The sequence below is a fragment of the bacterium genome (assembly GCA_021159335.1).
Lineage (GTDB): Bacteria > UBP14 > UBA6098 > B30-G16 > B30-G16 > JAGGRZ01.
On the sequence record JAGGRZ010000006.1, the window covers coordinates 1 to 20,092 of the forward strand.

Annotated in this window: 18 protein-coding genes and 2 tRNA genes; 3 read left to right on the top strand and 17 right to left on the bottom strand. The window is 45.3% G+C overall.

Features of this window, described 5'->3' with window-relative positions; genetic code table 11:
- Nucleotides 1–550: biotin transporter BioY (locus tag J7J62_00170; protein ID MCD6123577.1), on the bottom strand; the 550-nt coding region annotated here is incomplete at its 3' end.
- Between the two features lie 36 nt (nt 551–586).
- Entirely contained in the window at nt 587–1,273 is a 687-nt protein-coding gene (locus J7J62_00175) for an MBL fold metallo-hydrolase (protein MCD6123578.1), read from the bottom strand.
- 19 nt (nt 1,274–1,292) lie between these two features.
- On the opposite strand from J7J62_00175, the gene J7J62_00180 reads away from it, so the two are divergent.
- A tRNA-Arg gene (locus tag J7J62_00180) sits at nt 1,293–1,366 on the top strand.
- A 4-nt stretch (nt 1,367–1,370) separates the two neighbouring features.
- Here J7J62_00180 and J7J62_00185 read toward each other — a convergent pair.
- From J7J62_00185 to J7J62_00245, 13 genes are all read right to left on the bottom strand, one after another.
- A complete protein-coding gene (locus J7J62_00185; GenBank protein MCD6123579.1) occupies nt 1,371–1,799 on the bottom strand; it encodes a hypothetical protein in 429 nt (142 codons plus the stop codon).
- On the bottom strand, nt 1,789–3,207 hold the full coding sequence (locus tag J7J62_00190; protein MCD6123580.1) for a bifunctional UDP-3-O-[3-hydroxymyristoyl] N-acetylglucosamine deacetylase/3-hydroxyacyl-ACP dehydratase: 1,419 nt from the start codon (nt 3,205–3,207) through the stop codon (nt 1,789–1,791). The genes J7J62_00185 and J7J62_00190 overlap by 11 nt, the downstream gene beginning before the upstream one ends.
- Before the next feature lie 79 nt (nt 3,208–3,286).
- Nucleotides 3,287–5,185, bottom strand: coding sequence for a DUF2723 domain-containing protein (locus J7J62_00195; protein MCD6123581.1), 1,899 nt, complete (start codon nt 5,183–5,185; stop codon nt 3,287–3,289).
- Between the two features lie 8 nt (nt 5,186–5,193).
- On the bottom strand, nt 5,194–6,417 hold the full coding sequence (locus J7J62_00200; GenBank protein MCD6123582.1) for a tyrosine--tRNA ligase: 1,224 nt from the start codon (nt 6,415–6,417) through the stop codon (nt 5,194–5,196).
- Nucleotides 6,418–6,422: 5 nt separating this feature from the next.
- Entirely contained in the window at nt 6,423–7,244 is an 822-nt protein-coding gene (locus tag J7J62_00205) for a hypothetical protein (GenBank protein MCD6123583.1), read from the bottom strand.
- Between the two features lie 2 nt (nt 7,245–7,246).
- Complete coding sequence (locus tag J7J62_00210) at nt 7,247–7,966, bottom strand: PASTA domain-containing protein (GenBank protein MCD6123584.1); 720 nt, start codon at nt 7,964–7,966, stop codon at nt 7,247–7,249.
- Nucleotides 7,967–7,971: 5 nt separating this feature from the next.
- Nucleotides 7,972–8,682, bottom strand: a complete 711-nt coding sequence (locus J7J62_00215; protein ID MCD6123585.1) for a biotin--[acetyl-CoA-carboxylase] ligase — start codon at nt 8,680–8,682, stop codon at nt 7,972–7,974.
- A complete protein-coding gene (locus tag J7J62_00220; protein MCD6123586.1) occupies nt 8,679–10,262 on the bottom strand; it encodes a PD40 domain-containing protein in 1,584 nt (527 codons plus the stop codon). The genes J7J62_00215 and J7J62_00220 overlap by 4 nt, the downstream gene beginning before the upstream one ends.
- A gap of 78 nt (nt 10,263–10,340) precedes the next feature.
- Entirely contained in the window at nt 10,341–11,477 is a 1,137-nt protein-coding gene (gene sucC / locus J7J62_00225) for an ADP-forming succinate--CoA ligase subunit beta (protein MCD6123587.1), read from the bottom strand.
- A 94-nt stretch (nt 11,478–11,571) separates the two neighbouring features.
- A complete protein-coding gene (locus tag J7J62_00230; protein MCD6123588.1) occupies nt 11,572–12,639 on the bottom strand; it encodes a polysaccharide pyruvyl transferase family protein in 1,068 nt (355 codons plus the stop codon).
- Complete coding sequence (fmt, locus tag J7J62_00235; GenBank protein MCD6123589.1) at nt 12,639–13,583, bottom strand: methionyl-tRNA formyltransferase; 945 nt, start codon at nt 13,581–13,583, stop codon at nt 12,639–12,641. Before fmt ends, J7J62_00230 begins: the two co-directional genes overlap by 1 nt.
- Nucleotides 13,584–13,596: 13 nt before the next feature.
- Entirely contained in the window at nt 13,597–14,082 is a 486-nt protein-coding gene (gene lspA, locus J7J62_00240) for a signal peptidase II (protein MCD6123590.1), read from the bottom strand.
- Between the two features lie 28 nt (nt 14,083–14,110).
- Nucleotides 14,111–14,183, bottom strand: a tRNA-Lys gene (locus tag J7J62_00245).
- A gap of 128 nt (nt 14,184–14,311) precedes the next feature.
- Here J7J62_00245 and J7J62_00250 point away from each other — a divergent pair.
- Nucleotides 14,312–16,981, top strand: a complete 2,670-nt coding sequence (locus J7J62_00250; GenBank protein MCD6123591.1) for a DNA translocase FtsK 4TM domain-containing protein — start codon at nt 14,312–14,314, stop codon at nt 16,979–16,981.
- Between the two features lie 32 nt (nt 16,982–17,013).
- On the opposite strand, the gene J7J62_00255 is transcribed toward J7J62_00250, so the two are convergent.
- Nucleotides 17,014–17,898, bottom strand: a complete 885-nt coding sequence (locus J7J62_00255; protein ID MCD6123592.1) for a hypothetical protein — start codon at nt 17,896–17,898, stop codon at nt 17,014–17,016.
- Nucleotides 17,895–19,778, bottom strand: a complete 1,884-nt coding sequence (locus tag J7J62_00260; protein ID MCD6123593.1) for an ABC-F family ATP-binding cassette domain-containing protein — start codon at nt 19,776–19,778, stop codon at nt 17,895–17,897. The genes J7J62_00255 and J7J62_00260 overlap by 4 nt, the downstream gene beginning before the upstream one ends.
- 94 nt (nt 19,779–19,872) lie before the next feature.
- On the opposite strand from J7J62_00260, the gene J7J62_00265 reads away from it, so the two are divergent.
- Nucleotides 19,873–20,092, top strand: a 220-nt coding sequence (locus J7J62_00265; protein MCD6123594.1) for a hypothetical protein, incomplete at its 3' end; no start/stop codon positions are given.

Below are 20,092 nucleotides of genomic sequence, written 5' to 3' on the forward strand. Positions count from 1 at the left end.
CCGGGACGAATGGCAATGCTCCCAAAAAGAGAAGTTCCTTGATGCTTAATGCTCTGTGGCATGAGAAAAGAAACCATCGTTTGAGCCAGATAAGCCCCGGAATGTAAATGAGAATGAAGTTGGCAACCGCTACTATAAGCAGGATTTTCACGAAACTCCTCGACTTTCCAGACATTCTTGTGAGGTATCCAACGAACGCAGCCGCGAAAATAAAACCGACAATGTAACCAGCCGTGGGTCCGAAAAGAACCTCAGGTCCGCCCTTTAAACCCGCAAACCAGGGCACACCAGCAAACCCGAGAAGAGCATAAATAAGCATGCTCACAGCACCCCATGACCCGCCAAGAATCACACCTGAGATAACAACTCCCAAGCCAGAGCCAACAATGGGTACCGGAGTCCATGGAAGGTAAACACGAATTTGAGCCAACAATCCCACTATCGATGCCATTACGAAAGAAACTAAAAACTTCTTCGCCACCGGAAGACTATCGCTCCAAGCATAGAATGTTCGTTTTGCATTCTCAAATCTTTCGATTATTGTCACCATTTTGTCCTCCACATTTGAAACCTCAATTTGCTACCGTCACAATAATCCATCAATAAGCATTGGCAACACTTGCCTAAGTTTTCTCTTTTCGTTGCCCAGAATAAATCGCCCGCCGTGTCCAGGGTAAACTATGAGTTCATCGTCCAAATTAAGCAAAAGTTTTATCGACTTCGCAAGCTTTTCTGAATCCCCTGATGGAACATCGGTTCTTCCCACTTCGCCACCCGCAAATATGGTATCACCACTTATCAGGAATCCATCTCCAAGAAGTCCGATGCTTCCCGGCGTGTGCCCCGGAAGATGAATGACTTTCAGGGGAAATCCGAGTTCACGAAGGTCAGCGGGTATTTCCTTTGCCCTAAGCGACAGCTCAATACCAAATGTAACGCAAAGATTTTTGTCCGGCGAGGATAGAATAGCATGTTCATCGTGATGAGCAAAAACAGGTATGCTAAACTTTTCCACTATCTCTGGCACCGCCGCGATGTGGTCGCAATGTCCGTGTGTAAGAATTATCGCCCTTGGATTGGCTCCAAGTTCATCTATTCTGGTAACTATTCTCTCGCCCTCATCACCGGGGTCAATTATTAGCGCGTCCTTGCTGCTGTTCTGCAGTATATAGCAGTTCGTCTCGAGTGGTCCAACCACAATTCGCGTAATCGTGATGTTCTCTACACTCGAACGAGTAATCTCTTTTTTCTTGATTTTTCCCTCTTTGTTCATATGTATTATTCTGCAAAATGCCCCTGTAGCTCAGCTGGATAGAGCATCGGACTTCTAATCCGAGGGTCGCAGGTTCGAATCCTGCCGGGGGCGATTATTATGTTTCATTTCTATTCCTTTTAAGAGCTTCAATCACCACCTCTGGTAAAAGTGAGAGATGATTTTGTACCCATTCGCTTCGGTGAACGAACCAGCAATCCGTGCAGTCCCAGTAACCGTAATCGTTCCTTTTCCCAAGCCTTGAGTGCAACCTGCAGCCGCCGAACATTTTGGCATCGTCGTCCCAAAGCTCAAATTCAAAGTATGGGCACGCACAAAACAGGCAGTTAAAATCCGCTGCTGAAGGTTTCCTGTGGCAAATGGTATTTTGTGGAAAAAGCGGACAAAACTCGGGATAACGCCTCGAAAGATTTTCGTACTTGAAAAATTCAGTTATGTTTTCAAGCGTCAGCTTTTCTGCCTTCACAATTTCAGCAACCTTGCGCCAGAACTCCTCATGCCATTCCTGCAATGGATTACGAGACATCGTCCTCCTCTTTGCGCTTTGGCACAACAGTTGCGGTAAATTCTCCCTCACAAACCACCGTGCCGTCAACAGTAGCAGTACCCTTGAATTTGCAAATCTTGCGCTTAAAGTATATCATCTCAGCTCTAAGCACGAGTTGATCCCCGGGAGCGACCGGCTTCTTGAACCTTACTTTGTCAACTCCTACGAAGTATGTAACCATCTCATCAGGATTCGGAACGGAACGCATCAAAAGAAAACCACCAGTCTGTGCCATAGCCTCAATAAGGAGAACTCCAGGCATTACCGGGTGTTCCGGAAAGTGCCCCTGAAAAAAAGGCTCATTGAAAGTAACATTCTTTATCGCCACTGCGAATTTCCCTGGCTCGAAATCGATTACCCTGTCAACAAGAAGAAACGGATAGCGGTGCGGCAAAATCTTCTGGATTGCTGTTATATCAAGCAAGGCGATTTTGCTCCTTCCGAATTGAGCAGCAATACGCTTTTTATCGAGGTATTTTTTCAGCATCCTGACAAGTGCGACATTAGCTGCATGCCCGGAGCGTGCTCCTATTATGTGACCCCGTATATACGCCCCAAGAAGCGCCAGGTCGCCAAGCAAATCCAAAACTTTGTGTCTCACTGGCTCGTTTTTGAACCTGAGCTTTATGTCGTTAAGTATGCCAGTTTTTCCAGCGAATATTTTGTCGTCCTCATTAATGTCGAAATTGCTCCTCAGAAATTCTATATCGGCATCCGTGAGCTCCTTATCTATAATAACGATTGCATTGTCAAGCTTGCCGCCTTTTATCAACCCTTGCCGGCGAAGCTGAACTACCTCGGAAAGAAAACAAAATGTTCTCGCGGGGGCGAATTCCTCGTAAAATTCTTTCTCCAGAGATTCCAGAGTCGTGTATTGCGTACCGAGAGCAGGATTGGCATAATCGATCATCAGGGTAATGCGGAAGCCATCGAACGGAATTATGTGAATGTCAGTTTTCCTTTCGGGGTCCGAGAATTGTATTACCTCGTCTATCCGTAGCTCATACCTTTCTTGATTTTGCTCCACAACACCGGCTTCCATTATGGCGTCGGCGAAAGGTTTTGAGCTTCCATCAAGTACAGGTGGTTCAGGTCCCTCAAGTTCGATTATGCAATTATCCACCTCCATCCCGTAGAGAGCAGCAAGAAGGTGTTCAACAGTAGAGACGCGGACCCCATCCCTCTCAAGGATTGTACCTCGCACGAGCTCATCGACTGCGTAATCCACTATTGCGGGGATTTCAACTTCAGGGGCTATGTCGGTTCTTATGAATTTGTACCATGTCCCCGCGGGTGCAGGCTTAAATGTAACTCTGCAAAGTTCGCCTGAATGCAAACCAATGCCCTCGAGCGTTATTTCTCGTGCAAGTGTTCTTTGTCTTTTCATCGCAAACCTCTGGCTTGACTGTGGAAAAATTTAGTATAGTTCTCATCCTGTCGCAAGTGATTTAGCCAAACACCAGCTATCAATATTCCCATGGGATGCGACCGAAACGGCTTATTATGTCAGTCCTCATGGCCTGAATTTCGCCCGGCGTAAGCACCATCATAAGTTTTTCCCATGTTCTCTTTGCACCCACAAGGTTGTTTCTATCTATTTGAAGTGCCAGAAGTGGTTTAAGAAGTCTTGGGTCAAGAGGGTTGAAAAGAAGCGCTGTTTGCAGGTAGTCTTCCGCTTCAGCAAGCCTGCCATTGGCAACGAGATAAACCGCTCTATTCATAAACATAGCAGGGTAAACCCCGTAAACCACTTTTTGTCTCTCGTCCCAGCGCAACCGCCTTCTTACAGTATTTTTATGCTCAAAGAACCACGGCGGCAGAAAACGATAGTGACCATCCTCATCAACTCTGAATGTCAACCCCTCGGGAATTCCCTTATACTTCTGCATGTAGCTCAACTCAGCTATGTGTGCGTACACCGGGTAGGGCCATCTCATCAGAAGTTCGTCTATCATCGCATCGAAAGCATCCTGAATAATCATAGGGTCAAATTTTTCCCCGCGCTCGAACGGCAAAACTCTATCCCTGAAATACATTATTTTTTGAAGTGCGAACGCAAACCTTGGGTCCTTCGAGATTTCCTCGACATACCACGACCGTCTCAAAAGATTGAAGTCCAGTATTGCTACATCGTTTCTTATGTCGTGGCACACTTGGAGATATCGTGCGGTCGCGTACATATCCCAGTTACTCACCATAATAAGCGAGTTCGCGGGAACAGGCGACAACACATTCGCCCCAAACTCCCAAGCGCTCCAGTCGTCGCTATGGTTGCATATGCGGAAATTCTTCTGCGCTGAAAACACCACCGCCACAATAACAAGCACTATTAATGCCGTCCTTATAAAGCGCAGTCTTATCGTATCTATCCCCAAAACACCAACAGACAGTGCTAATACCACAGGCAGATAATACGGTGAAATATCAGGTATCGTGTAGTTGAGCGCATAAATAGCGTCGAAGACAATTATAAGAAGCATTACCCAAAGTAGTTTTGTTCTCCGAATCGCAGCTAACACCCACAATAAGACGATTAGCATAAGAGATGGTAGATTCCAATTTTTCACTATTATTTTTACCATATCTGCCAGAGCGGCTTTAAGCTGTTCAGCGGTTCTTGAAAACATCCACACTCGATATTGCCAGCCAGTAAGGTGACGGAAGAAACGCTCAAATGTGCTTGGAGCGCCCCAGTTCATTAAGGGATTAAGGCTTGCACGAATCGGAAGGTAAAGATACACCGACAGCCCCAGAACGAAAAAGAGCGCAGATACAAGCGTTATGCGAAAATTTAGTTGCCGTCTATAAACTATCAAAAGGTATATTATCGCGGGGACGAACAGGATAACACTCATGTGATGAGCAAATGATAGTCCCCAAAAGAACGCTGAGAGCACAAGCCAGCGGGGATTTTTTGATGAAGTCCACGAAAAGAGAGTAGTAAGCGCTGAAAGATAGAGAAAAATCGCTAAGGTATAAACCTCAGTCAAAACAACTTGTTCCCACATTACCCGACTCACTATAAAGAGAGCTGCGCCTAATAAAGCGGTATATTTTCTTGCACCGATAACCCGGAGGAAAAGATATAAAATTGCCGACGCGAGCGCGCCGAAAAAAGCTGACATCAAGTTAGTCGCAAGAGAAACTGGCAAAAATCCGAAAATCATGACAAATAATCTTCCCAAAAGGGTATAAAGAGGGTATCCGGTGGGATGTGGTATCCCCAGCACTTTAGCCACTGTTGCGAGCTCGCCTGAATCTGAAAGTGCAACGGTAGGATATAATGTCAGCGTGTATAAAATAAAAGCGATAAGGAAAATACATATAAATAGGAAAGCATCAGAAAATTTTATCTTTTTGCTCATCAGCCCTCTCAGTTATCCTTGGGCAATACTTTTAAAAAACGCCTCTTCCCTACCTTTATTACGAGCTCTTTTTCAACAATGATTTCAGCATTTATGTCGTTTATCGTAGCGTTTTCTACTTTGACCGCATTTTGCCTTATAAGCCTTCGGGCTTCGCTCTTGCTGGGAACGAGCCCGTGTTTATAAAGCAAATCCACAAGCTTAATTCTTTCGCCTTTATTCGCAATGAATTCGGGCATTTCCTCGGGAAGTTCCCTTCTTGAGAATACTTTCTCGAAGTTCTCTTTAGCCCTGTCAGCAGCTTGGGGACCGTGGTAAATCCGCACTATTTCCCATGCAAGGCGCTTCTTCAGTTCCATGGGATTCACTGTAGGGTCGGAAAGTTTTCGCTCTATCTCCGAAAGTTCATCTGCGCCAAGCTCAGTCGCAAGGCGGAAGTAGTCCATAATAAGCTCGTCGGGTATGGACATGGTCTTACCGAACATTTCATCCGGTGGGTCCTCAAGAGCAATGTAGTTCCCGTATGACTTTGACATTTTCATTTTCCCATCAGTTCCCACGAGAAGCGGATGAGTTATTATAACTTGAGGTTCTATACCATAGTTCTGCTGGATTTCGCGCCCGAGAAGCAGATTAAATTTCTGGTCTGTTCCACCGAGCTCAACATCAGCGCGTAGAGCGACAGAATCGTATGCCTGCGCTAATGGATAAAGAAACTCGTGGATGTATATTGGCACTCCTTCCTTATATCTTAGTTCGAAATCGTCACGCTCAAGCATTCTCGCAACGGTATACTTTGAAGCGAGCTTTATAACATCAGCAAAAGTCATTTTGCCAAGCCATTCGGAATTGAAAACTATTTTGAGCTTTCTCGTGTCCAGAATTTTCCCTGCCTGCTTGACATATGTTTCGGCGTTTTTCCTCGTTTGCTCGAAAGTTAAGGGTGGTCGGGTCTTCTTTCTGCCTGACGGGTCACCTATCATCGCCGTGAAATCCCCTATAACCAATATTGCCTGATGCCCAAGTTCCTGAAAAATTCGCAGTTTTCTCAAGACGACAGCGTGACCAATGTGCAGGTCAGGAGAAGAGGGGTCACAGCCGAGCTTTATCCGCAGCGGTTCCCCAGTCGAAAAAGACCTCTCAAGCTTTCTCATTAAGTCCTCTTCAGGGATTATCTCCTCAGCGTTGCGGCTTATGAGTTCGAATTGCTTTTCAGGCGGAAGAAATTTCATTTTGCTCATTCCTGTTTGACTATTTTGTATATTTCTGGCAGTCCCATCAAACCCTGTTCGGACACGATGCCAGAGAAAAGCGATAATCTTACTCTCTCAAAAAGAGGGCTTTCAACCAAAATCTTTTTGTGAGTCTGGCTCATTATTTTTTCTGGGGCAATGGTTTTAGTTGGCAACATTTTATCAATAAACTTGTGTGTCGAAGCCAACGCGTAAATGGGTTTGTTCTCGAAATTGGCTACGAGGGCGAGGAAAAGCGTTCCAACCTTGTTGACGACGAAAGCAGGGGTTACTGCATCTGCACCCACCACTATCGCATCGACCTCATCGATGAAACTCCCCAGAGCAGCGTCTATGCAAAGAGTAACATTTATGCCGATGTCAGCTAAATTTCTTGCGAACTCAACGCCCTCAAAATCCGGTCGTCCTTCAGAAATAATAACTCGTTTAATGTGCCCTTCCTTCGCGCAAATCTCAAGTGCCTTGAAAACAGTGTAGCTTCTGCTGTATGTTATAACGACGGCTTCTTTTGGCAGAAGCGCTACGAGATGCATTCCGATTTTTTCAGGTGCTTTCTCAATAGAATCGAGGAGTTCCTTAGCTACTGCTGATTCAGAGCCTTCAGCGCTGCCTATAAGTTTTCGCTCGATGTTTCTTATTATCGCCATGTCAGGGTGTGCTTTGACAAGTAATCCAATTGCTTCCTCAAGTTCATCGCGCGTGAAACCATGTTCTACAACGCCGCTAAGGAAAATTTTCGCTATAGAGGCAGAACCGCTGGTAACATCTTTGGCAAGTTTTTCGGCTATTTCTATGACCTTGCCCATCCTTACTCCCACTTATTAACCACGATTTTAACACCGCTGCCTATGTAAACTTTAGTTCCCGCTGGCGGCACCTGACGATAAACCTCACCGGGCGATATAGCCGGTATCACCCTGACGACTATAATTGCTTTTAATCCTACTGACTGCAATGTCTTTCTTGCCTGCTCAAGCTTCATACCAACCACATTGGGCACAGTTATCAACTGCGTTGCAGAACCTCTGCTTACCATAAGTGACACAGTGTCACCCTGAGATAGGGTTTCTCCGGGCTCAGGAATGGTTCTTATGACAAATCCACGGTCAACGGTGTCGCAATATTGTTCGATTACATCACCTGGAACGAGACCTACCGCCTCAAGTTTGAGTTTTGCCTGTCTCAAAAGGATACCTCTAACATCAGGAACTACAGCTATCATGCCGCCTTTGCTTACGATAACGCGAATCGTACGCCCCTTTTTGGCTGGGCTTCCACCCTTAGGAATTTGCTTTATTATAGTCCCTGCCGGAAGTTCCGCAGAAAATTGCTCCCTTATTATCTTAAAATTAAATCCCTGCTCCTCGACAAGTGTCTGAGCTTCATCAACATTCAATCCAACCACATTCGGCACGGGGTACGCTTTGCCGCTTCCCACGACCAGCGGCATCACAGCCTTGTCAAAAAGGAAAAGTCCGATAAACCCGCCACCAACGAAAAGGCAAATGTAAGCAATTTTTATAAGCAAACTCCTCATGTCGACTTGATAATTTTTCCTGCTGTTAACTCACGGGTTCCAGTTTTGGTTTTGATTAAAAGCGAACCTCGCTCCGTAACCTCGATAATTTCCCCGTGAACTACTTCATCGCCAGCATGAGTGGTTATGAATGACCCCTTGGGCAATGCATATTCGTTGTACTCGTCCAATATACTCTTAAGTCCGTTTTGCACAAACTCAAGCCATAGTGGTGCAAGCATCTCGAGGAAAACCCTGAAAAAGTACATTCGTTCGGGCGCAGAAAGATTTAGCGCAGCAAATTCTTCCGGCTCGGGGGATTCGCCAGTGTTAATTCCGACGCCGATAAGCAAGTTCTCGCCCTCAAGCTCCGCTATAACGCCCGCACACTTTTTATCCAATATGAACACATCATTAGGCCATTTTATTATCACTTTACCGTCGGTGAATCTGTCGACAGTTTTGGCTATCGCTAACGCTATAACAAGCGTTACACCGAGTTGTTCCACATTCTTTGTTACCCATGTAAGGTAAAGTCCGCCGGGTGGAGACAACCATTTACTGCCGCGCCTTCCATAGCCGTTAGTCTGTTCGTCCGCGATCACAATAAAAGGCGGTTTGCGAACCGAAAGTATTTTCCTCGCCTCATGCTGAGTGGACTTAACTGGTCCGAAAAGATGAATTATCTCCCCGAAAATAGTTTTATTATATGACTTAAATATTATCATCTCTGCTCCTTTTTATTTTCATCCTTGGCTTTGTCGTTTATAACTTTTCGCCCAACTTCGATTATTTTAAATTGAACTCTTCTGCTTTTTTGTAGTTCCTCTTCGGTTGCGCCCTGCTCTTCCTCGCCGAAACCTTTATAGCTCATTCTTTTTGCTTCAACACCGTGTGCTACAAGCCAGTCGTAAACCGCTTTTGCCCGCTGACGCGAAAGCCACAGATTAAACTTTTTCGTCCCTATGGAGTCCGCGAAACCCTGAATCTCTATCTTCATCTCAGGATACTTCTCCATTAGTTCAGCCACCCGTTTTAGCTCTGCCTCCGACTCCTTTCTTAGCTCAGCCTTGGCAAAGTCGAAAAATATGTTTTCAAGCTTAATCTTTGCGCCAACTTTAACTGGTTCAAGCTTGAATACCTGATGTATTTCGTTATACCCTTCCTCAAGCTTTATTTCGTAATTTTCAGATGTAAAAACATAGCCATCGGCTGAAACGGAAATTCCGTATTTTTCGTTTGCACGCAGAACAACGAAAAACTTTCCAGTGAGTGAATCAGTTTTAAGCTGGGAGAGTAGTTTGCCGTCTTTCAAACGCTCTATCTTCACATCTGCGAATACTGGTTTCCCAGTTTTGGCATCGATAACCTCTCCCACCAATGTTGCGATAGGCGTAGGCCTCTGCCATTTTTTGAGTGGATATGAATATATGTCAAACCCGCCATAGCCCCCGGGACGGTCGGACGCAAAGTAGATATACTCTCCCGAGGCAGGCACGGAAAAGAAATAATCGTTGCCTTTAGTGTTTATCGGTGGACCAAGGTTAAGAGGTTTCCCCCATTCACCGGTCGTCGTGTCAAGCCTCGAGAAAAAGACATCAAGACCGCCAAGTCCACCATGTCCTGAGGAAGAAAAGTAAAAAGTTACACCATCGAGATGAAGAAATGGTGATGTTTGGTCGCGGGCGTTATTTATAGGGTAGCCGAGATTTTTTGCTTTAGACCAGCCTTTTTCAGTTTTAACACAGTAGTATATGTCGAGACCACCATATCCGCCGAACCTATCCGACGCGAAAAACAGCGTGTCTCCACCCGCTGAAAGCGATGGATGACCGTCCCACCAGCTTGAGTTAACATTGCTGCCAAGATTTTCCGGTTCGGTCCAGCTATCGCCAACCTTATACGAAACATAGATGTCGCAACCCCCATAGCTGTCTTTCCTTCCGCAAATAGTTATAAACATTTCCATTCCGTCGGGTGAGAAGCACATGGCGCCCTCGTTTTTTGGCGAGTTTATTGGTTTGCCAAGGTTCTCGGGAATCGTCCACTTTATCCCCGTCCAATGTGAGACATATATATCCTCGCCGCCCAAGCCACCGTCACGGGTCGAGGAGAAGTAAAGCGTTTTGCCATCAGGCATTATAAATGGTGCAAAGTCACTCTTTGAGGAGTTAATTTCGGATATGTTCATAAGGTCGCCTTTTATAGCTTCCTGCTGCGATAAGGAATCTTTCGGCTGTGTATCCTGACCTGTTACATACGACTGGAGTGCTATAATAATCAGAAATTTCAAAAGCCAGAATTTCATTTGGGGAAAATATGATTAAACTAACAGATTATGTCAACTATAAACGACGGTAGTCACATCGACTGCGTCAAAATAATTTCAACCAGTTTTGGCTATTTTCACCGCTTCTTTCACGACATCGTCCATGGTCGAAAAAACGGGTATGCCTGCCTTTTTGAGGATTTCGTGCGCTTGCTCCTGATTCGTGCCCACCAAACGGGCTATTATCGGAACCTTTGGCTTGAACTGTTCTATAGCTTGGACTATTCCATTGGCGATATCGTCGCAGCGGGTTATTCCACCAAAAATGTTGAAAAATATGACTTTAACATGCGGGTCGCGAGTTATTATGTCGAGTGCAGTAACCACTTTCTGTGGATTCGACGAGCCACCGACATCGAGGAAGTTAGCTGGTTCTCCACCATAGTGCTTTATTAAATCCATAGTTGCCATAGCGAGTCCAGCACCATTCACAACACACCCTATGTCGCCAGTAAGCTTAACAAACGAAAGTCCTGCATCCTTTGCTTTAACCTCGTCTTCGGTGTATTCGTCTGGGTCACGCCAATCAAGAAATTCTGGATGCCTTATAAGCCCATTGTCATCGAGAACTATTTTCGCATCAACGCAGACAAGCCTGCCCTCAGGGGTCAAAACCAGCGGGTTAACCTCAGCAAGTGAAGCGTCAACGCCAATGAATGTATTGTAAATTTTTATCGCAATGTCTATACCCTGCTTTACGACCTCTGGGTCATCATAAATTTTCTCCATAAGGTAGCGTGCGCCATACGGTTTAAGACCCAAGAATGGGTCTATTTCGATTTTGAAAATTTTTTCTGGCGAGCGACGAGCCACCTCCTCGATATCCACCCCGCCTTCCGGGGATGCCATCATCACAACCTTCTTGGTTCTTCTATCGAGTATCGCACCAAGATACGCCTCGTGCTTTATGTCCACAGCTCTCGTAACCAGAACTTTCTTAACTTTAAGTCCCTTTATTTCCATCCCGAGTATTTTTTCAGCGTGCTTTCGAGCTTCTTCGGGGGTTTTGGCAATTTTTATCCCACCTGCTTTACCTCGACCGCCTACTAATACCTGTGCCTTAACGACTACTTCAGTCCCGAGTTCCTTGGCTATAGCTTCTGCTTCCTCGGGGGTCGTTGCAATCTTGCCTTCCTCAACAGGGCAACCAAATCTTCTAAAAAGTTCCTTCGCCTGATATTCGTGAAGTTTCATGGCTCACTCCTTTGGTTCATTAGTCTTAAATAATTTACAATTTCGTATTCTCAGCAAAACAATTTTATCGTTTAGATTTTACTATAACACAGCCTCACCTGCTCTCAACAAAGGCACTGAGAGATGTTCGCAAGAGAAGCTCTCTCATCCTTTTCAGCCAATCCGCCTTGTGTTTTGCAAGTTGCTCCGAGCGTTTCTGCCAGTCGCACTCCTCAATTATTTTTATTATATCGTCCGTTGGGGAAACCACTATCTCGTTAAAAGAACTGCTTTCGCTGGTTCGCTGGTCGTGACGAATTAGAATTCCTGGTATTCCCCACGAAGCAGCAGCCCCTATACCGTGGAGACGGGTCCCTATTACAAGGTCAAAATCTTTGTATAAATGAAGTAGTTCCGAAGAATTCGTCGTGTATATCACTTCTGTGCCGTTTCCAAAGACAGCGATCGCTTCTTTAAAATCCGCGAAGTGATGGCAAACTATTTTCGCATCAAAGTCGTGAATAAGCTTCGCATAAACCGGCAACAACGCATCAAAAACCCCTGGTGGTATGGAATTAGCCCATAGTCTCTTTCCTTGAAATACTATGGCTATGTCTTTTACTCTCTCCACCTTTTTAGTCTCCGGTGCCGCGAAAAGCGCTGGACATACGCCCTTTATTGCTCCGAAAGCTTTTAATTGCTCGTATGCGGCGTTATCACGCGTTGTGATTAGCTCGGCGAATTCAGAAAGGAACCTTCTTGCATTCTTGGTTAGCTTGTTTTTAAGTCCAACCCCAACAAGCGCACCATGAACTTTGTTCTCCACTGCCCAGGATAAGAGCTCTTCATTGCGTGGTCCAGCCCATTCAGGCGTGCCCGCTATAATGATGTAATCGGCGATTTTTTGGCTCGTTTTTTTAAACGAGTTATCCATAAATTCGAATCGTCCAGAAAGAAGCCTCCTCAGCTGCATATCAGGATTATCGGCGAAAAGATATGCCCCAAGCGCAAGTAAGCGATTAATCGCATCGGACTTAGTTCGTATCATAGGATGGCGATTATATATAATTTCGTCAAATTTGAGACCAAGAGAGGATAAAAGATTACGAATGCCAAACAGTATAAATTCGTCCCCGGGATTCCAGCCAAGCGTCGTTGAAAATATAATTCTCAGTCTCTTCATTATTCGGGGATTTCCTCGAATTTAGCACCAATACTCTCTTTTAAATAACCACGCAGAAATTGTTCGCCCGAAAGGATTTTGCCACCCTCTGGCTGAATTTGAACGATCTCAAGACTGCCTTCGCAACAGCCAACGATTAATTTGTTCTTTGACGGAATTATCATGCCCGGTTCGTTTTTTCCGCTTTTCGTTATAACTTTCGTCCTCAGGATTTTAACAGTTTTTCCGCTAAACACGCAAAGCGCCCCAGGTTTTGGTGAGAGTCCTCTTATGAGATTATGAACCTCAGAAGCTGGTTTTGACCACCTTATAAGCCTATGAGCCCGTCTTATTTTGGGAGCTCTGTTAGTAGGCTCTCCTGTTTGAGGAGTGGGCTTAATGGAACCATCGAGATAGCCGTAAACGCTTTCTATTAGCATTTCCGCACCCGGTGCAACCATTTTCGAATAAAGTTCTCCGGCTGTCTCATCGGGACCAATGGTAATCTCGCGTTGCAAAAGAATTCTTCCCGCGTCAACTTTTTCCTCAAGTAGAAAGGTCGAAAGCCCTGTGCGTTCATACCCTAAAATTATTGCCCAGTTAACCGGCGCAGCGCCGCGAAGGTCGGGCAAAAGCGACGGATGAAGGTTTATTATGCCCTTCGGGAAAACAGCGAGAAACTCCTTCGGAAGGATTTTAAAGGACACCAGAATCGCAATATCAACATTCAGGCTCCTAAGCTTTCTGTGAAGTTCAGGGGATGCGACATCAAGAGCCTCAATAACGGGGAAAGACTTGCTTTGTGCTACAACCTTTACCGGATTGGGAACAAGCTTATGTCCGCGCCCCTTGGGTGAATCGGGGTAAGTAACTACCGCTTTTATCGCTATTTTCCCGGATTCCGCAAGTTTCTCAAGGATAGCAGCGGAGAACTCATCGCTTCCAATGTAAACTACCTCATGCATGTATCGATTACGACTACTCAGCCTTTTTAGCTTTCGGAGCGTAGAAAAGTTCGGCAACCAGTAATATTATTATCCCAACAGTTATAGCTGAATCGGCAACATTAAAAGTTGGCCATCTGAAGTTTTTAACGCCAACATCGATGAAGTCTATCACTACGCCATACTTTATTCGGTCCCAGAGATTACCTATCGCGCCGCCCAGTATGACGGCTATCGCAGCGGCATGCGCTATGGAGCTTTTCTTCTCGAAAAGCCATATGATAAGAAGCGCGCCCGCAACTATCGCTGCAATAATGTAAACATAATTGTTTCCTATCCTCGTTCCGAATGCCCCACCGGGGTTTTTCGCAAGTGTGAACCGCACAAAGTTACCGATAACTTCCACAGAGTCAAAGAGTTTCAGGTTTTTTAACGCTTCAGCTTTGGTTAGTCTATCGAAAGCAATAACGAGCAATGTAAGGGAAAACGCTTTTATCCTGTTGGCGGTGGAGTTGACCATTTCAAAAGACCTTTTTAGATTAAAATTATGAGGGTGGGTGGAATCGAACCACCGGCCCACGGCTTAAAAGGCCGTTGCTCTACCGACTGAGCTACACCCCCAATACAAATCGCAAAAATATTTATTGCAAATAATGCTGTCAAGATTAAAATATCAATTGAATCATCTATTTTCAAGGCTTAAAATGAGATTTATCTCCGGCATACTACTAATCTTGATTGGGGTCTTTATGGTTTTGTCGCTCGTTACGCATGACCCTACAGACATTTTCCCAGGCGAAAGCTTCATAAGCCCGCCACGACACATGAACAACATCATGGGTCCTCTCGGAGCCTGGTTCGCAATGAAAACAATCGGCCTGGCTGGATACCTTGGTTTCCTTCTGGCCGCTGTAATAATACTCATTGGAGTGGGTCGACTGCTTCTCTGGAACACGAAAAAGATAGTAATTCAGTGTCTTTATGTTTTCGGGTGGCTTTTTGCGATATCGATACTTGTGGGTGGTCTTGCTGGTCAGAAGGCATCTATTTTTGCTGGTAAGCTCGGTGAAGTTATGGCATCAATTCTGGGGAAACTTGGCAGTTTTGGTGGCGCTGTGATTGCTATTTTGGTGTTTGTAGCTTGGTTCCTTTGGGCTACAAAAATAGGGTTCTCGAGGTTAACAAAGCTTCTTCCCAAGAAACCTGAACTCCGAAAAACATTGACGGAAACTCATATGAACGAGCGGGTGAAAGCCAAATTCCAGCGACGGAAAAGTATGCTTGACGAGTTCATAAAGCGCCAGGAAGTGCTCAGAGCGCACCGCCGACCAGCAGTAGAAACATTCGATTACTTCAGCGACGAAATCTTCGTCGTCGGACGAGAAACACAACCGCCAGCTAAAGAGGAGTTTACTATAGACGAAAGTCCGCCGGGCATACCCGACATTGTTCCCGAAATCTCAGTTTCGCAACCACGAGAAAAAACCTTGGACACACATGAACCTCATCGCAAACCTCAAGGCAAACCTGAAACCACAACAATAAATGGGCTCGAAATATACATCCCCGGCTTACTCGACATCTTAGGCGGAACGGGCAAACCTGGAGAAAAACATGAAGAGGAAATAGCCGAGATACCCAGAATAGAACCTGAACACAAGAAAGCTGAAAAAATAGCTGCGGAAACAGAGTCGAAGGTTTTGCGCGAAGAAACTGTCCAGCCCATAAGCCCAGAGCCGGTAGTACCTACCACTGCTGAGGATAAGCTTGTTAAACCAAGAGAAGATCACGAATTCCCGAGGGAAACACCAGCGATCATTCAGAAAGAGAAACCTATCACCAAGGCGAAAAAAGAACCAGTAGCAGAAACAACTGAGTCAATCGTGAAGGAATCCATAGAACCAGAAATAACAGTCCAGAAACCGAAGGAGGAGGAACTTGAGCCGACTGTTGGTACCCTTATAAATCTATCGAAGGTTCCTTTTGAGTTTCCGCCACTGTCAATTCTTACTCCGCCGCCAATAGGTCCCGCGATGATTCCACAGAGTGAGCTTGCCTCGATGGCAGAAAAAATAAAGTCCGCACTCGAGACTTACAAGATATCTGGCAGGATAGTCGCGGTAAAACCTGGTCCTATAATAACAAGATTCGAGTTTGAACCAGTATCGGGGACGAGGGTTTCGCGGATTGTCGCGCTTGAGGATGACCTTGCGCTGGCTTTAAAGGCTCAAAATGTAAGAATAGTAGCACCGCTTCCGGGAAAGGGCACTGTGGGAATAGAAATCCCGAACCCCAAACCAAATATAGTCTACATAAGAAGTGTTCTTGAGTCGCCACAATTTAGGAATACCAAAGCAAAACTTCCGCTGGCTCTGGGAATGGATGTATCCGGAACACCTGTTGTTGAGGACCTAACGGAGATGCCTCACCTTCTGATAGCAGGTGCCACTGGGTCGGGCAAATCAGTTTGCATAAATTCGATAATAACCAGTTTTGCTTATAAGCTCACGCCAATGGACCTGAGACTTCTTCTTATCGACCCGAAACGCATAGAGCTTTCGATATACAATGATATTCCCTACCTTATTGCCCCGGTAGTAGTCGACAACAAAGAGGCCGCAGCTGCTCTTAACTGGGCGATAAGCGAGATGGAAGCAAGATACAAGGTTTTGTCCGCCCACAAGGTGAGAAACATTGCGGAATACAACAATCTAATCAAGCAGAAACCCTATCTTGGGAACAAAATGCCATACCTCGTTATAATAATCGATGAGCTTGCCGACCTCATGATGACTGTTGCTAATGAAGTTGAGGAGCCTATAGCTCGTCTTGCACAGATGGCTCGTGCGGTGGGAATACACCTTGTTATCGCTACGCAAAGACCATCGGTGGATGTAGTCACAGGCATAATAAAAGCTAACTTCCCAACGAGGATTGCATTTAAAGTAAGAAGCAAAATAGATTCGCGCACAATTCTCGACCTTCAAGGTGCAGAAAGGCTTCTCGGGCGGGGGGACATGCTCTACCTTTCGTTTAGGCTGGCGGAGCCAATAAGAATTCACGGCTCATTCATATCAACTCAGGAAACCACCGAACTCGTCTCTTTCCTGAAGAAATACCCAAACCCTCAAAGCGAAGTGATAAGTTTCAAAGAAGAGCTGGCTAAAAGGCAGGTCCTGAGTGAACTCGACGAACTTTTCTGGGAAGCAGCCAAAATAGTGGTAATATCGCAAAAAGGGTCAGCCTCGCACCTTCAACGAAAGTTACGAATAGGCTATACCCGTGCGGCATCGATAATAGACCAGCTCGAGATGATGGGCATAGTCGGACCATTCGAGGGAAGCAAGGCACGAGAAGTTTATGTGGAAACGCTCGAGGAGCTCGATAGGATAAGAAAAGAGTTTGAGGCGAGAAAGTAGTATATAAATACACTTTGGTGAAAGGAATCAACCTACCTTGGTATGACTTGCATTTCGTAATTCTTCATCCTTCGCATACGAACCCTGAGAAAGGCAACAACCGCAGAATCTGCCTTGGCGACTATTATTTCCTCAAGCCGAGGACGAGGAAGTTTACCGGACAGTTTCAGGCTAATCGGTATGCTCGCGCCCTGTGGTGTCGCAAGCACGCTTTCCGGGAACTCTATCACGGACTCCTTTATGCGCATATATCCCACAGTTGGCAGGATGGTTTTTCTGGCAACGGGTGTTTCAGGGTCGAGGCGGGAAAGGTGACATAGTGTGCTTTCTCCCGAAAACAACTTGACCTCGACCGTTACTGTATCATTGGGGCGAAGTGGGTCAAAATCCACTGCTGACGGCACAAAAACGAATTCACCAGGGCTGATTTTTGGCTTTATGCCAGCTTTGGGTTCCGTCTCGATGCGAAACAGAAGCTCAGCGGAAAGCAATAAATTACCTCTAACTGACTCAGGAATGGGCATTATTTCTACACCGACGAGAAAGTGCCTGTTGTAAAGAGGGGCTGAATCAGGAAAGTTAACCCCGATAGAGCATGTAACCGCTGAGTCATTGCTTATGTAAAGAGTTTCTCGCTCAAGATAAAACCAGCTGACATCGGGTATGTCCTCAAAACCCGTTGCAGTTTGTCCATCCTCTGAGGGTTTCTTGACTGTGAGAGAATAATAGCCACTGGCAGGGACTTGGCTGATTCTTATAATGTAGCCATACTTTTTGGTTATGCTGAAAAACTCTCCTACGGGAACATTTTGCACAAGGAATGTGGCGGGCGAAATCCTGATACCTATCGCGGATACAAGGCACACAATCGTTGCGAGCAGAATCGAAAGATAAATTTTCATTTTCCCGTTTCTCATCGTTCCTCAACACCAAGAATATCCATAATCTCCTCAAGTTCAATGGAATTCTGTTCCCACCTCGACCACAAACTTTTAAGTTCTGTTTCTATTAGTTCAAATTGATGTGAAACCGACTTTATTCTTTGCGGATCTTTCACAACAAAAGGTTGTCCCATAAGCGAAAGGATTCTTTCTCGCTCTTTTTCGAGCTCCTCGATTTGTTTTTCCAGCTCCATTATTGCAGTTTTAAGCTTTCGTAATTTGTTCTTAAGCTGCTTTTCCGAAGTTTCCCTCGGCTCAGTTTTCTTCACACTAACTTTTCGCCTTAATGTTTGTCTTTGCAATCTTTTACTCAGATAATAGCTAAAATTGCCGTAGTATTCTCTTATCGTCCCATTCTCGAAAGCCCAGATTTTTTGAGCTACTGCATCGAGGAAAAATCTATCGTGAGACACGACGATAACGGTTCCCTCAAATTTTTTTAGCGCATCCTCAATAATTTTGCGGGAATTAATGTCGAGATGATTTGTGGGTTCGTCAAGAAGCAAAAAATTCGCTCCAACAAGTGATAACTTTGCCAGAGCGACTCTTGAGCGCTCCCCGCCAGAAAATGTTTTTATTAGCCTTTTAGCATCGTCACCACTTATCGAGAACGCTCCAAGGTATGACATCGCTTCCTCGTATGTCATTTGCGGTGCAAGCTTTTGAATCTCCTCAAGCGGCGTTGAATAATCGTCGAGGTCATCGAAGTCCTGAGCGTAATAACCCACAACAACACCAGCTCCGAGCTTTATCTCCCCCTCAATAAGAGGAAGGCGTCCTGATATAAGCTTCAGAAGTGTGGTCTTTCCGCAACCATTCCTGCCGACGACTCCGATTTTATCACCTCTGCCCACGACCGTGCTAAAACCCGAAAATAATTTGTTACCGTCATATGCGTAGGACAGATTCTTTATTTCGAGCACTTTATCGCCGCTTCGCCGTTTTATATCAAGCTTTATCCTGAAACCCTTATCGTATATGGGCTCCTTTATGCGCTCGAGCCGCTGAAGCATTTTTATACGCGATTGCGCTTGTTTGGTTCGCTGCCCGGCGATGTTTCTTCTAATGAATTCTTCGGTTCTCTTTATCAGTTGCTGCTGATGTTTATATTGCTTTTCCTGCTTCTCGATAAGTTCTCTTTTCTGCTTCTCGAAACTCGAGTAATTGCCCACGAAAATGCGTAATTTGCCTTCGTAAAGTTCGGCGACCCTGTCCGCTACGAGGTCGAGGAAAAATCTGTCGTGGCTGACAAGCACAAAGGGCTTCTTCAAGTTGCGCAGGAAATCCGCAAGCCACACGAGTCCATCATAATCGATATGATTGGTCGGCTCATCAAAAAACATAATATCAGGCTCCAGAACGAGCATAGCTGCTATTGCAGCACGATTCTTTTCACCACCCGAAAGAAGATTAACAGGCTTTTCGAAATGCTCCTCTTTGAAACCAAGCTTTCCAAGAATTTCTTTTGCCCTGCTTTCTCGCGCGAACCCGCCGAGTGCCTGAAATTCAGCCATCAGGTTGTCCATATTTTCGCCATCGTTGTCAAAAGAGGATAATGTTTTGTAAAGCTTCCACCAGCGCGCATCTTGTGAAAGGACAGCATCAAGAAGCTTATCTTCGCCCTCGAGCCTTTCTTCCTGTTTAAGAAATGCTATTTTTAGCCCCTTTTTCCTGAATATCTCTCCCGATGTGGGTTCTAACTCCCCGGCAAGAACGCGAAGTAAAGTGGTCTTTCCCAATCCGTTTCTTCCGACCAGCGCAAGGCGCGTTGAATCAGTTATAGTTAACGACACATCCGAGAATATCTCGTTAGAACCATAGGAAAAGCTTACTTTGTCGGCTATTATAAGGTCCATTTCCGCATAATATAGTTTTAGCAATTATTTTTTCAATTTATTCTTGACAAAAAGTATGATGATATTAGAATTGGGTTTTGGAAGGAGGCGAGATATGGGTAAGAGAAAACAGCGAACATTCATGGATAAAATAGCCAAGGGGACTGGTCCAAGAGGCGAGAGATGCCCCGTTTGCGGCGAGATTATCCAGTTAATAAAAATTATTCGTCCCTACAAAACTCCGAGCGGAAACTGGAGATACAGAGAGTTCGTCGCGCATGTTTGCAAGTGCAACGAAAAGGAAATGCTCGCTGATACTCCGATGGAAGTAAGCT